The 11585-nt window shown below is 72.6% G+C and carries 14 protein-coding genes; 3 read left to right on the forward strand and 11 right to left on the reverse strand.

The window, feature by feature from the left end; all coding sequences use genetic code 11:
* From HCJ92_RS17935 to HCJ92_RS17950, 4 genes are all read right to left on the reverse strand, one after another.
* Positions 1–771: DUF6297 family protein (locus HCJ92_RS17935; protein WP_245240977.1), on the reverse strand; the 771-nt coding region annotated here is incomplete at its 3' end.
* The gene (locus HCJ92_RS17940) at positions 764–1516 is read right to left on the reverse strand and encodes an ATP-binding cassette domain-containing protein (protein ID WP_167934634.1); all 753 of its coding nucleotides are present in this window, start codon (positions 1514–1516) and stop codon (positions 764–766) included. The genes HCJ92_RS17940 and HCJ92_RS17935, both read right to left, overlap by 8 nt.
* 158 nt (positions 1517–1674) lie before the next feature.
* Complete coding sequence (locus tag HCJ92_RS17945; RefSeq protein WP_167934635.1) at positions 1675–1881, reverse strand: DUF397 domain-containing protein; 207 nt, start codon at positions 1879–1881, stop codon at positions 1675–1677.
* Positions 1878–2705: a helix-turn-helix domain-containing protein gene (locus HCJ92_RS17950; protein ID WP_167934636.1), complete on the reverse strand. Its 828-nt coding sequence runs from the start codon at positions 2703–2705 to the stop codon at positions 1878–1880. The genes HCJ92_RS17945 and HCJ92_RS17950 overlap by 4 nt, the downstream gene beginning before the upstream one ends.
* A 435-nt stretch (positions 2706–3140) precedes the next feature.
* Here HCJ92_RS17950 and HCJ92_RS17955 point away from each other — a divergent pair, with 435 nt between their 5' ends.
* Complete coding sequence (locus HCJ92_RS17955; protein ID WP_167934637.1) at positions 3141–3530, forward strand: hypothetical protein; 390 nt, start codon at positions 3141–3143, stop codon at positions 3528–3530.
* Between the two features lie 97 nt (positions 3531–3627).
* On the opposite strand, the gene HCJ92_RS17960 is transcribed toward HCJ92_RS17955, so the two are convergent.
* From HCJ92_RS17960 to HCJ92_RS17975, 4 genes are all read right to left on the reverse strand, one after another.
* Positions 3628–3837, reverse strand: coding sequence for a DUF397 domain-containing protein (locus HCJ92_RS17960; protein WP_338054242.1), 210 nt, complete (start codon positions 3835–3837; stop codon positions 3628–3630).
* 69 nt (positions 3838–3906) lie between these two features.
* The gene (locus HCJ92_RS17965) at positions 3907–4938 is read right to left on the reverse strand and encodes an alpha/beta hydrolase family protein (protein WP_167934639.1); all 1032 of its coding nucleotides are present in this window, start codon (positions 4936–4938) and stop codon (positions 3907–3909) included.
* A 13-nt stretch (positions 4939–4951) separates the two neighbouring features.
* Entirely contained in the window at positions 4952–5302 is a 351-nt protein-coding gene (locus HCJ92_RS17970; protein WP_167934640.1) for a hypothetical protein, read from the reverse strand.
* 14 nt (positions 5303–5316) lie between these two features.
* Positions 5317–5817: a TetR family transcriptional regulator gene (locus tag HCJ92_RS17975; protein WP_167934641.1), complete on the reverse strand. Its 501-nt coding sequence runs from the start codon at positions 5815–5817 to the stop codon at positions 5317–5319.
* A gap of 220 nt (positions 5818–6037) precedes the next feature.
* On the opposite strand from HCJ92_RS17975, the gene HCJ92_RS25075 reads away from it, so the two are divergent.
* The gene (locus HCJ92_RS25075; RefSeq protein WP_245240978.1) at positions 6038–6274 is read left to right on the forward strand and encodes a DUF4259 domain-containing protein; all 237 of its coding nucleotides are present in this window, start codon (positions 6038–6040) and stop codon (positions 6272–6274) included.
* 304 nt (positions 6275–6578) lie between these two features.
* Here the strand turns inward: HCJ92_RS25075 and HCJ92_RS17985 are convergent, their stop codons facing one another.
* From HCJ92_RS17985 to HCJ92_RS17995, 3 genes are all read right to left on the reverse strand, one after another.
* Entirely contained in the window at positions 6579–8330 is a 1752-nt protein-coding gene (locus HCJ92_RS17985; RefSeq protein WP_167934642.1) for a pyruvate dehydrogenase, read from the reverse strand.
* A 243-nt stretch (positions 8331–8573) separates the two neighbouring features.
* The gene (locus tag HCJ92_RS17990) at positions 8574–10679 is read right to left on the reverse strand and encodes a hypothetical protein (protein WP_167934643.1); all 2106 of its coding nucleotides are present in this window, start codon (positions 10677–10679) and stop codon (positions 8574–8576) included.
* Positions 10680–10842: 163 nt separating this feature from the next.
* A complete protein-coding gene (locus tag HCJ92_RS17995; protein ID WP_167934644.1) occupies positions 10843–11307 on the reverse strand; it encodes a hypothetical protein in 465 nt (154 codons plus the stop codon).
* Between the two features lie 90 nt (positions 11308–11397).
* On the opposite strand from HCJ92_RS17995, the gene HCJ92_RS25080 reads away from it, so the two are divergent.
* Positions 11398–11585: class II aldolase/adducin family protein (locus tag HCJ92_RS25080; protein WP_245240979.1), on the forward strand; the 188-nt coding region annotated here is incomplete at its 3' end.

The raw sequence follows: 11585 nt of genomic DNA on the forward strand, positions 1-11585 counted from the left end.
CCCCCAGGGGCCGGACCACAGCGCCACCTCGGCGACGAGCCCCGGCCCGCCCCCGGCCGACGGCTGCGACACCCCGGCGACCAGGGCGACCACCCACAGCGCGGCGAGCACCCCGCCCGCAGCGCGCCTGCCGCCTGGTCCGGCGGCTGGCCTCCCCGCACCCCGCTGCACCCGGGCGGCGAGCGCCGTACCGGCCAACCCCACCGCTGCCCCGCAGAACGCGCCGGCGGGCACCATCAACGCCGGAACGCCGACGCCGAACGCGTGCCACAGGAACCCGCCGGCAGCGCCCGCCACCGCCCCCAGCACGCCGGTGACCACCCAGGAGGCGACGAGGCGCGGCAGCAGCAACGCCCGCCGCGACACGGGGTGAGCCACGAGCCAGCTCAACGCGGCCTGCTCCACCTGCACCGGGCCGTGCCACCGGCCACGCGCGCCGAGCAGCACCACCACCGTCGCGACCAGCGCGGGAAGGACGAGCGGCAGCAGATCCGGCAGCCGACCGGCGGCGGTTCCGTCGAACTGCCCGTCCGCGGCGGCCCCGGCCAGCGCGATCAGCGGCGGCAGCCCCCAGATCGCCGCGAGCAGCGCCACGCAGTACCAGCCGTAGAGCGCGCTCCGGCGCCGCCGGCGACGTTCCCCGGCACGCGCCGCGTGCAGCAGACCGAGGACGGCGCCGGTGGGGTCGGCGGCGGGCGGGGAGTCCGGGGAGTTCGGAGCGGCGCACTGCGGGCGGCTCCCCGCTTCCGTCCTCGCGATGGGCTCAGCCATCGGCGGTGTCCGCGTCGCTGACCGGGCGCAGCTGCGGGCTGCCGTCCTCCGTGAAGGTCAGGACGACGTCGGCGACCTCGTGGGCGAGCTGCCGGTCGTGCGTCGCGAACAGCACCGCGCCGCCGGCGGCACGCGCCGACGCGATCCGTGCGGCGATCCGCCCTCGCCCGGCCGTGTCGATCCGCTGTTCCGGCTCGTCCAGCAGCAGCAGTTCGGCGGGCGGTCGCACGAACGCCTGCGACAGCATCAGCAGTTGCGTCTGCCCGGCGGACAACTCCTTGGGAAGGGCCTCCGCTCGCGCCGCGATGTGGAGTTCGGCGAGGACCTCGTCCACCCGGTCGGCGGCGTCCTCACCGAGTCCGTGGGCCAGCGCGACCAGCAGCAGGTGCTCGCGCACGGTCAGGTCGGGGTAGCCGATGCCGCTGTCCAGGACGGCGGCGACGGCGCGGCGTTGCGCGGGGTCGTCCTCGTCGGCGGTCCGGCCCAGGACCGTCACGGTTCCCTCGTCCGGGGTCTCGCGGCCCGCGACCAGCCGCAGCAGGGTGGACTTGCCGGAGCCGTTCTCCCCGAGGAGGGCGACGCACCGGCCGCGCTCCACCGTCAGATCCACGTCGCGCAGCACGGTCGGGCCGTCGTAGCCGTGGCTGACGCCGGTCAGCACCACCGCGGGCGCCACTGTCGGCACCAGGGGCGCAGGGCGATCCGCCCCACCCGTCAGCCGCCGCAGGCGCTGCCCGATCCCCATCCGCGTCCCCTCCTCGCACCGGCCGACCGAACGACGGCCCCGCTTCATCCTGGCACCGCCTCGCGCGCGCCGAGGAAGGGCCTCAACGGAGGGAACGCGACCGGGGCTCCACCGCACCGAGCGCGGTGGAGCCCCAGGGGGTGCGGGCAGGACAGGGCTCAGCCGTCGAGCGCGCCCGACCTCACCCCGGCGACGAACGCGGCGAACGCACCGACCGGGACGGTCAGCGAGGGCCCGGCCGGGGCCTTGGAATCGCGCAGCGGGACCGTGGAGTACGACGCGGCAAGGTTGGTGGCGACCTCTACGCAGGCGCCGCCGTTGCCGCTGTAGGAGGATGCGAACCAGCGGGGGGAGTCGGCAGTCACAGGGTGGCCTTTCGTAGCTTCTCGATCATGTCGACAGACGCAGCTTGGGGCAGAGCTTCTGCTTGTAGTTGATGGTAAGCGGTCAACATCCGCACCACGGAGGCACTTTCTCGCTCCAATTGACCGTGTTGTGCGGACTCCGCGTAGCTCATCAGCGAGCGGTCCGGCATGGTCAGGATGTAGAGCGGCAGACTGAAGGGGCGTCGAGGCCCCATGGCAAAGGGCGCTACCTGCAGCAGTGTGTGCGGCTCCTCCGCGAAGGCCAATAGTCGGTCGAACTGCGCCCTCATCTCCTGCGGGGTCCCCATCGGACGATAAATACACCCTTCGTCGATGACCACATGGATGAGAGGTAACGGAGTTCGGTCGAGCGTCGCCTGCCGCCGTGCCACGATCTCCACTCGCTCGGCGGCCTGCTCCGCCGTGATCGCTCGTCGCCGTACCGCATCCGCTTCGAGGGTCGTTGCGTAGTCGGACGTCTGCAGCAGACCGGGGACGACTCCCACCTCGAACAGCCTGATCTCAGCGGCTCGCGCCTCATGGGTCAGGTACTCCGGAAACCCCTCGATGAAGGCACTGCGTCGCACACTCCGACCCTGACGCGCGAACCTGTCCCCCGTGCCGAACACCGCATCACAACGTGCGGAGAAGCGTTGAGTCGGTGTGCGGCGACCAGTTTCCACTGCAGAGACGTGGCTCCCCGTGCACCCGACTCGGGCGCCCAGCTCCTCCTGCGTCCACCCACGTTCGTCCCGCATGCTGCGCAGACGTTGCCCGAAGGCCGCCGCAGCGGACGCATCGGGGTCAATGTCCTTCCGGTTCATTACTCTCCCGTGCACTCATCAATCAGAAGGCGCAAGTTGATGGGACGGTCGACTCTAGGCCACGCTGAAGGCGTCCGGTAGTGGAAGAGCTACGGAACGGAGTGGTCGTGCGTGGTGACCGCGAGAACCCTGGTACGAACACCTATGAGCACGGGCCCGGGAAGCCGAAGTCGATCAACGAGGGCACGGATATTGAACAGATGTCCCTTGATGACCTCCGTCGCATAGTGGCCACGCTGAGACGGTCCATCGACGCCCACTTCAGGGAGTTGGACAACCAGTGACCGCCAGTTCCCATGACCCTGCACAGCGGACTTTGCGGACCCGCAGTCGGCCTCCTCAACACCCCGATGACACCCGGGTCGTACGGGGTGAGGCACAACCCGGCAGCAGACAACCGGATGACGTCCCCACCGCTACCGAACGGGTCATGGCATGACGGCTGAACAACTGGTCGACGGGTACTGGGCGGAGGCCGTGGTGCGTTCGTCGGAGCTCGGTCGCGACTGGTACCTGGCGGGGGCGTGGCTCGACACCCCGGACCGCGCCGTGGACTGGCTCCACGACCGTGCCGCCCGCCTGGCATGCGCCCTCGAAGCACCCGACACCGGCGACAGCGGTCACACCCCGCACCCCGTCGCCGCCGTCTTCCGGGAGTGGTCGGCGGACACCGCGTTCCGCTCCGTGCAGTGCGCCGCGCTGGCGGACCGGCACCCGATCAGCGCCAACGCCCGAGGACGGGACCGTGTGCACAGCTCTGTCGAGGCGGACGTCCTCTACTCGCTCTCCGCCCGCCCGATCCTGCGGCCCGTACCGCGCGGGTGACCCCGATCCCCGCCCCTGCCGGGACGAACCCGCTGGTTCCCCCACCCGCAAGGCCCCGGCAGGGGCGGTGCCCGCCGTCCGGCGCGGACATGGCGGCTCAGCCGTCGAGCGCGCCGGACCTCACCCCGGCGACGAACGCGGCGAACGCACCGACCGGGACGGTCAGCGACGGCCCGGCCGGGTCCTTCGAGTCGCGCAGCGGGACCGTGCCGGTTCGGGCCGCGGCGCGCGGAGCCCACTCGACGCAGTTGCCGCCGTTACTGCTGTAGCTGGAGCTGACCCACTGCTGCGGAAGTTCGATGGTCACGGTGTATCCCTTTCGTGGCTGGTGAAGCATGTCCGAAGGGGCTGTCCGGGAGGTGCATGGTCGGCCGTGTCAGCGTCGCGCGAACCGGCTCAGCGCGTCGAGCACCGGCGGAGCGAGGGTGTCCGGGTGGTCGGCGTCGTGCAGCAGGTGGTCCACTCCGGGCAGCACCACGCGGCCCGGCTTGCCGGCATGGGCCTGGCGTAGAGCCTTCGTCAGGGCGTCCGTCGTGGAACAGGGGATCTGCGCGTCGTTGGTGCCGCAGGTCAGCAGCACCCTGGTGCCGGGGCGGAGTGCGGCGGCGGTGTCCGGCGGGTAGACGGCGTCGTCGCTCTCCACGAACCGGGCGCTGGGGCCCTGGAACGCCTCGAAGAGGGCGGCGATCACCTGGGGCAGGTCGGTGGTGTCGACCGGCCGGCCGTCACGGAGGGAGGTGACGGCGGCATCGATGGCCGCGTTGATGGTGCGTTGCTCCTTCCGCGTGAACTGGCCCTGCCGGGTCGCTTCGGCGACCTGGTCCTTGAGCTGGAACGCGACCAGGTCGAGCATGCGGATCGCCTGCGGCTGGAGGAGGGCCAGACCGGCCGGGCGCGGGTGGGCGGTACCGCCCAGCAGCAGTGCCGTCATCGCGCCTTCACTGTGGCCGACGACCGTCAGCGCGCGCGGGTCCGTCTCCGGCTGGTCCCGCAGCGTCTCGTAGGCGGCCTGCGCCTGGCGGACGAACGCCGGGTAGTCGAGCTCTTCCGGGCGGCCCTCGTAGGCACCGAGTCCGGTGCGTCCGGTGCCGTACTTGTCGAACCTGAGCGTGGCGACCCCGTCGTCGCCGAGGGCATCCGCCAGGTGCGCCAGGGTGTTCGGTGTGGTCACGGGCGGCTGGTTGCCGTCACGGTCAGTGGGTCCGCTGCCGGGCAGCAGCAGTGCCGCCCGCAGCCGCTTCCCCGTGCGGTGCTCGGGCACGTGCAGGGTGCCGTACACGGTCGTGCCGTCGGCTGTGAAGACGACCTCGCGGTCGACGGCGGGCGTCAGGCGGGGGGAGGCCGCCACTGCCGGGGTGGCGGAGACGAGCGCCAGCGCCATGAGCGCGGCGGCGATGTGTCGAAGCATCAGCCTGACTCCTTCAGACGAGGGCGTTCTCGACCAGGGCAACGGTCGCGCGGGGGTCGGAGACCTGGAGGACCAGGCGTGCGTACTTCTCGTCGGCGAGTTCGATCACGACGGTCTTCGTGGCGTCCTTGACGTCCCAGAAGACCTTCTCGCCGTCCTGGTGGAACGTTCCGGCGATGATCACACCGGGGACGTGAGCGCCCGGTGCGCGAACTCCCTTCGGCTCGGCGGCGATACCGGGGTCGGCGGTCGCGCCTCGGACGTTGGCCAGCGGGATGCTCATCCCGCCCTTGAAGGCCCAGAGCTTGCTGAGCCCCTCGATCACGACGACGAGCCTGTCGCCTTCTATCCGTACCAGTGCCATACCGGATCCCTTTTTCAGCTGAGAAGGCCGACGTATCGAGTCAGCGCGGTGGCCGCGTTGTCGGGGTTGCCGCGCAGGAGGATGCCGAGCGCGGCAGCGGTGAGGGCGGCGGCCAGGTCGTCGGGAACCCCCAGCGCGCCGGCGATCGCCCGGTCGACGGCGGCCAACGCCGCCGTCACCTCGGAGGCGACCTCCTCGTCGACCGGAGCGCGTTCGACCGCCGCCAGCAGGAGCAGTGCGAGGTCGGCCGACGCGACGAGCCGCAGCGCGTCCGTTGCGTCCGACGCGTCGGCGAGCGCGTCGCACAGCGGGTTCACGTCGTCGACGAGATGGCGACGCAGCGCGATCAGGTAGAGGCCGCGCTTGCTGCCGAACGTCTTGTAGAGGCTGTTGCGGTGCACGCCGAGGTGATGGACGAGATCGTCGACGGACACCCCGTCGTACGCACGACCACCGAACAATCGCACGGCGGCACGCACCGCTTCGTCCTCGTCGAATGCCCTCGGCCTACCCACGAGCACCACCCTAGGTAGTTGAGGAACGATCAGTCAAGAACGTTCGTTCCTTAATCACGGACCGTGCCGTCGAGGCACGGAGTTCCGGCAACCACCCCCGCCCGCGCGCCTCGCCGCGCGCGCCTCGCGCCACGCGAACCCGGTCGCGCGCGCCGAGACCACCCCCGATGTCAGCCGTGGCTGCCACGATGCGCAGCGAACAGCACGCGCGGAGGACATCATGGGTACGTGGGACGTCGGGCCCTTCGACAACGACACCGCCGGTGACTTCGCCTTCTCTCTCGACAACGCTCTATCGGAGGAACACGCCGGCATCATCGGCCGCGCACTGGCACGGGCGGTAGACGCCGTCGGTTGCCTGGACGCGCCCGAGGCCGAAGAGGCCGTCGCGGCGGCTGCCCTTGTCGCCGGGCAGTGCCCCGGCGGTGAACCGGTCGATTCCTGCTACGGCCCTTAAGCGCCGCTTCCCGACCTCACCGCGCTCCGCGAGCCGGCGGCCCGAGCGCTGCACCGTGTCGTGATCGACCCGTCCGCGCTCATGGCTCTGTGGAGCGCTTCAGGCGAGGACGGCAGCTGGCGCACGCAGATCCAAGGCCTGCGGCACGTGCTCAAGCCACACCTTCAGGGAGAGCAGGGCAGCCTGTTCTGATCAGCCGACGCACGCCACGTCCGGCGACCGGGCCCGAGCTTCGGTCGCTCCCCGACCACCGCCACGCACCGATCCCGATGCGCAGCGCCCGGGGCTCCTCGCGCCCGTACCCCTAAGGCCGGGGGATGTTGCGGAGGTTGGAGCGGGCGATCTGGGCCATGCGGCCGACGCCGCCGTCCAGCACCATGCGGGAGGCGGAGAGGGCGAAGCCCTTCACCATCTCGGCCTGGATCTTCGGCGGGATGGACAGCGCGTTGGGGTCGGTGACCACGTCGACCAGCGCCGGGCCGTCGTGGCGGAACGCCTCCCGGAGTGCGTCGCGCAGGTGCTTGGGCTTCTCGACCCGGACGCCGTGGGCTCCGCAGGCGCGGGCGACGGCCGCGAAGTCGGGGTTGTGGTTGTCGGTCCCGTAGGCCGGGAGACCGCCGACCATCATCTCCAACTCGACCATCGAGAGAGCGGAGTTGTTGAAGACGACGACCTTCACCGGCAGGCCGTACTGGACCAGCGTGAGGAAGTCGCCCATCAGCATGGAGAACCCGCCGTCACCGGAGAGGGTGACGACCTGCCGCCGCCGGTCGGTGAGTTGGGCGCCGATGGCCTGCGGGACCGCGTTGGCCATCGAGCCGTGGCTGAACGAACCGATGACGCGGCGGCGGCCGTTGGGGGTGATGTAGCGCGCCGCCCAGACGTTGCACATGCCGGTGTCGACGGTGAAGATCGCGTCGTCGGCGGCCTCCTCGTCCAGCACCGAGGCGACGTACTCGGGGTGGATGGGGACGTGCTTCTCCACCTTGCGGGTGTACGCCTTGACCACGCCCTCCAGGGCGTCGGCGTGCTTCTTCAGCATCCGGTCCAGGAAACGCCGGTCGGTGCGCGGCCGGACGCGGTCGGTCAGGCAGCGCAGCGTCTCGCGCACGTCGCCCCAGACGGCGAGGTCGAGACGGCAGCGGCGGCCCAGGTGCTCGGGACGGACGTCCACCTGGACGATCCGCACGCCGGGGCGGTCGTCGGGGAGGAAGGCGTTGTAGGGGAAGTCGGTGCCGAGCAGGATCAGCAGGTCGCACTCGTGGGTCGCCTGGTAGGCGGCGCCGTAGCCGAGCAGGCCGCTCATGCCGACGTCGAACGGGTTGTCGTACTGGATCCACTCCTTGCCGCGCAGCGCGTGGCCGACGGGGGCGTGGACGCGGCCGGCGAACCGCATCACCTCGTCATGGGCCCCCGCCGCACCGGCTCCGCAGAACAGGGTGATGCGCTCCGCCTGCTCGACCAGGTGGGCGAGCTGGTCGATCTGGTCGTCGGCCGGGCGGACGGTGGGCCGTCCGGTGACCAGGGCGTGCCGCTCGGGTTTGTCGGCGGCGTCCTGTCCGGCGATGTCGCCCGGGAGGGTGACGACACCGACGCCGCCCTGCCCGATGGCGTGCTGGATGGCGCTCTGCGCGACGCGCGGCATCTGCTCGCGGGTGGAGACCAGCTCGCAGTAGTGGCTGCACTCCTGGAAGAGCCGGTCGGGGTGGGTCTCCTGGAAGTAGCTGCTGCCGATCTCGGCGCTGGGGATGTGGGAGGCCAGCGCGAAGACCGGCGCCATCGACCGGTGCGCGTCGTACAGCCCGTTGATCAGGTGCAGGTTGCCGGGGCCGCAGGAACCGGCGCAGGCGGCGAGCCTGCCGGTGATCTGGGCCTCGGCGCCCGCCGCGAAGGCGGCGGTCTCCTCATGCCTCACCTGCACCCAGTCGACACGGTCGGTGCGGCGGACGGCGTCCACGACGGGGTTGAGGCTGTCGCCGACGACGCCGTAGATCCGCCGCACGCCGCTGTCGGCGAGCGTCTCCACCAGCTGGTCGGCCACGGTCTGCTTGGCCATCGGGGGCCCGCCTCTCGGTAGTCCGCCCGGCGCCGGCGCGCAGGGGCAGGGACGCGCGGGGGTTCCCGCGAGCGGCCGTCGCCGGGCGGCGACGACCCACCCCGTCATCGTCGGTTCCGCCCGGCGCGCTCGCATCCGCTGTGACCCGTGGCGGGGACCCACGCCCGCCCCGGCCGGGCTCCGGCGTCGCGGGCACCCGGCGGGCGGCCCACGGGGCGAGCCCGCGGGCCGGCAGGAGACTGCCTACGCCTCGGGCGGGCGTTCCGTCTCGATCACGGTCACCTCCGTGCCCGCCTCCGACTCGCAGGTGACCAGGAGCCGCTGCCCCGGTCGGTCCAGCAGCAGATCGCGGTCCCCCGTGCACCGGCCCGCCGCTCCGGGGAGTTCCGCGTAGCGGGTGAACTCCGACGGACCGTCGTGGTCGGGGCGGATCAGCGCCGTCACGGTGCCCGACACCCCGACGGTGTACACCAGCTCGTGGTCGTCACGGCGGCCGTCGACGGTGCGTGGCGCCGTGTCGACCAGCGCCGCCTCGATCGCTTCGTCACCGGCGTACAGCAGCTCGCGCCCCACATCAAGGACGCTCAACGGCCAGTCCGTCTCGTGGAAGATCCGTTCACTCATGGGTCCGACGCGGTGAAGCTCGCCGCCGCTGATCCAGGCGACGCGCGAGCCCGTGTACCCGACCACCCGCAACGGCAGCTCCGTGTCCGCCGGCAGCTCCGTCGCCTCGACCAGCCTCCGGTCGGAGCGGTACTGCAGGATGATCGGCCCCTCGAACCGGTCGCACCACCGGCCGACGAGGGACAGCCGGGACAGCTGTTGCGGCGGCAGCAGCTGGCTGATGCGGGGCGCTGCCTCGCACCCCAGAACGGGGACGTGGTCCGCCCCGGACGGAACGACCGGCCTGAGCAGGTGGGCGGCGCCCGACCCGGAGGGGTCCCGCGGTGCGGGCGGAACCGCGACGAAGTCGACGTGGAACCCGGGGCAGTCCTGCGACAGCAGTACCGCGTCCGCGACGCCTCGCACGAAAGGATCGCCCTGGGGGGCCGCCAGCACCGCGCAGTCGGGGAGATCGCCGTACCCGAGCAGCTCCCCCGTTTCGGTGAACTCCGCGAGGGCGGAGGGCGAGCGGAGGTAGACGTGCGTGGTCCGCGGCAGGGCGACCACGGGCCGCCGATCGGACGTGGCCTCCTCGTCGGGGCCGTCGGTCCCCGGTTCCGTGCCCGCGTCGGTCACGAACGTCCATCCCGGGCCGCCGCCCGGCAGCGGGGTCTCCTGCAGCACCTTCCCGCTGCTCCCGTCCAGGGTGACCAGCGTCAGCGGCTCGATGACCACGTGGACCGCGCAGAGCGGGGAGACGGCGACGTGGCCCAGGTGCACCGCGACCCGGCCCCCTCGCCCTCCTCCCTCCGCCGGGACGGCCACCTGGCCGTGGCGGACGGTGTAGCGCCAGCGTTCCATGCCGTTGGCCGGGTCGACACCGATCACCGCGTCGGCACCGTCCTGCTGCTCGACCGTGACGAGCGTGCTGCCGGCGATCCGTTGCCCGTGCGCGGTACTGCCGTCCTCTCCAAGTGACGGCTGTCCCAGGAGGCAGGTGGTCAGCTCCGCCGGGCCGGGCAGCGAACCCTGCCATCCGACACCGGTCGGTTCGAGGTGGGGCAGGCGTTCTTGGTGTTCCCCGAGGGTGACCTCGTACCCGTACCGAAGCCAGGGATCGAGGGGGTCGGACACCGCGTCGTAGTAGGGCCCGCCCGCCACGGCACGCTGCGCCCGGTCCACGCCGGCGACCGCCCCCGCGCCGAGCAGGCCGCCGACCAGCGCGGCGGCGGTGCCCACCGCCAGCAGACGGCGGCCCCGCGCCCGTCGGCCACCTTCCGCGGGAAGCCACGCGCCCGGGCGGGCGGCCAGGGCCAGGCAGACCGCGGCTGCCGCCGCCGCGACCAGCGCGAGCGTGAGGGCTGCCGCCGGACGCTCGGCCGGGTACGCGAGCGCGGAGAGCCATGACGGGGCATCGGCGGCATCCGGGGTGCGGAGGTAGGCGACCGACGCCAGCACGGCGGTGAGCGTCGCCGCGGCCGCCGCGGCGTGCAGGGTCCATCGGAGGCCGAGGCCACCGGCCAGCAGTCCGGCCGCCGCCAGCGCGGTGACCGCGGCCCACCCCGGGATTCCCTCGCCGGGCCCGACCAACGGCCCCGACCACGGCGGCAGCGCGGTGAGCACCAGGAGGACGGCCACCGCCACCAGCGCCCCCGTCCGCGCCCACCACGGCGCCGAGCCCACCGCGTCCAGCGCGACGGCGACCCGTTTCCTGCCGCCGGGCTCGTGCTCCGGCCTCGTCCGCATTCCGGTCATCGTTCCCCCCACTCGCGGGTCCCCACCCGCGGTCGTCGGTTCCGCCGCTACGCGGAGTCCGGCCCCGGTCACTCGACGCCGGGCCGCTCCACCGTAGCGCCCGGGTCACGGCGAGCCGACGGCGGCGGGAGCAGCCGGATTCCGGCCGCGCCGGTCAGGGGCCGGCGGTGTGGTGGGGGTGGCCGTGGGTGCGGCGGTCCTCCTTCATCTCCGCCTCGTACAGGTGGTCGCGGCCGTCGACCAGCTGATCGCGGACCTGCTGCTCGACGGCGGTGAAGGGGCGGTGGTAGGTGGCGTTGTAGGACTCCACGATCTGGAAGGTCCAGTGCCCGGGGATGACGTTGCGGCCGACGATCTCGCGCTCGACGAGGTCGGCCTGGTCGGGGTGGCCGGCCTCGCGCAGCGCGTCGGCGGCCTCGCCGAGGAGCAGGTCCGCCTTGCCGGTGAGCTGATGGAAGGCATAGAGGTTGCCGCGGGCCTGCTCGGCGGTCTCCAGGGCCTCGGAGAGTTTGCCGACGGCGGCGACCGTGGCGTCGTCCACCCCGGGAGGCCGGGCGTGGGCGGTGGTGGGCCGGTCGTCGGGGCCACCGGGGCGGATCTGGTCGGTGTGCTCGCTCATCCCGCCCGTCTACCCGGGCGGCGTGGGCCGCCACCCGGTCCGTGGCGGCGGGGCGCCGGATCTCACTCCAACGCCGCGCGCCCGCCCCCCTTGGACTGCGCGGCCACCGACCCCGGACGCACCGCGCCCGGCACCGCGGAGGCGGTACCGGACGGGTGCCCCGCCCACCTCGCCGGGCCGCGGCCGTCCAAGGAGTTCCCGCTCCACCTCGCGCTGTACCACCGCGACCCCGAAGCCACCGCCGTCGTGCACCTCCACAGCGCGCACGCCGCCGCCTA

Source organism: Streptomyces spiramenti (assembly GCF_012034385.1).
GTDB lineage: Bacteria > Actinomycetota > Actinomycetes > Streptomycetales > Streptomycetaceae > Streptomyces > Streptomyces spiramenti.

What these genes read in the sequence shown, in the direction of transcription:
- HCJ92_RS17955 (WP_167934637.1), top strand. Translation starts at nt 3,141, where the DNA reads ATGACGGCTGAACAACTGGTCGACGGGTACTGGGCGGAGGCCGTGGTG.
- HCJ92_RS17990 (WP_167934643.1), bottom strand. Translation starts at nt 10,679, where the DNA reads ATGCGGACGAGGCCGGAGCACGAGCCCGGCGGCAGGAAACGGGTCGCC.
- HCJ92_RS17970 (WP_167934640.1), bottom strand. Translation starts at nt 5,302, where the DNA reads ATGGCACTGGTACGGATAGAAGGCGACAGGCTCGTCGTCGTGATCGAG.
- HCJ92_RS17950 (WP_167934636.1), bottom strand. Translation starts at nt 2,705, where the DNA reads ATGAACCGGAAGGACATTGACCCCGATGCGTCCGCTGCGGCGGCCTTC.
- HCJ92_RS25075 (WP_245240978.1), top strand. Translation starts at nt 6,038, where the DNA reads ATGGGTACGTGGGACGTCGGGCCCTTCGACAACGACACCGCCGGTGAC.
- HCJ92_RS17985 (WP_167934642.1), bottom strand. Translation starts at nt 8,330, where the DNA reads ATGGCCAAGCAGACCGTGGCCGACCAGCTGGTGGAGACGCTCGCCGAC.
- HCJ92_RS17965 (WP_167934639.1), bottom strand. Translation starts at nt 4,938, where the DNA reads ATGCTTCGACACATCGCCGCCGCGCTCATGGCGCTGGCGCTCGTCTCC.
- HCJ92_RS17995 (WP_167934644.1), bottom strand. Translation starts at nt 11,307, where the DNA reads ATGAGCGAGCACACCGACCAGATCCGCCCCGGTGGCCCCGACGACCGG.
- HCJ92_RS17940 (WP_167934634.1), bottom strand. Translation starts at nt 1,516, where the DNA reads ATGGGGATCGGGCAGCGCCTGCGGCGGCTGACGGGTGGGGCGGATCGC.